We start from the raw sequence: 529 nt of genomic DNA, 5'->3' as shown, positions 1-529 counted from the left end.
CCACAGCAATTGTAAAGTCTGACATTTTCACGCACAAATAAATGTGTCTTGAATAAGATAATTAAGTTCGAGTAGAACTTAACTAAATGTTGATTAACTGCTTGCGCAATTAATCGCTTTTGTAGATATTTATAAAATGTGCAAGTCACAGCGCGACACCGTTCATTGCTTTATAAAATCATTTTTATATCAGCTTTCCAGATTGTTAAAGAACTCATTCTTAACGCGCATTCGGTTAAAAACGTGGTTTAAAAAACCAAACTTAAAATGTTCATCAGAACAACTTAAGTTTGGTCTCTTTCTTTAATGAAGAATCATAATGGTATTTTATATTGTACAAGGCAGTTTGTAGCGTCGTGTAGTTTACTACACAAGCTGCGAACTAACGCAGTAGAATTTAAAATGGTGGAGCTATGCAGGATCGAACTGCAGACCTCCTGCGTGCAAGGCAGGCGCTCTCCCAGCTGAGCTATAGCCCCATCGGGATTCTTCTAATTTGTTATCATGTAATTTGTGTAGACACTCGTGA

At 36.9% G+C, this 529-nt stretch carries 1 tRNA gene; it reads right to left on the bottom strand.

Features of this window, described 5'->3' with window-relative positions:
* Positions 1 to 403: 403 nt before the first annotated feature.
* Positions 404 to 479, bottom strand: a tRNA-Ala gene (locus tag ESZ26_RS19130).
* Positions 480 to 529 lie beyond the last annotated feature (50 nt).

The sequence above is a fragment of the Colwellia hornerae genome, assembly GCF_007954355.1.
GTDB lineage: Bacteria > Pseudomonadota > Gammaproteobacteria > Enterobacterales > Alteromonadaceae > Colwellia_A > Colwellia_A hornerae.
The sequence above is the reverse complement of the archived record's forward strand: the minus strand, read 5'-3'. Positions and strand labels throughout refer to the sequence as shown.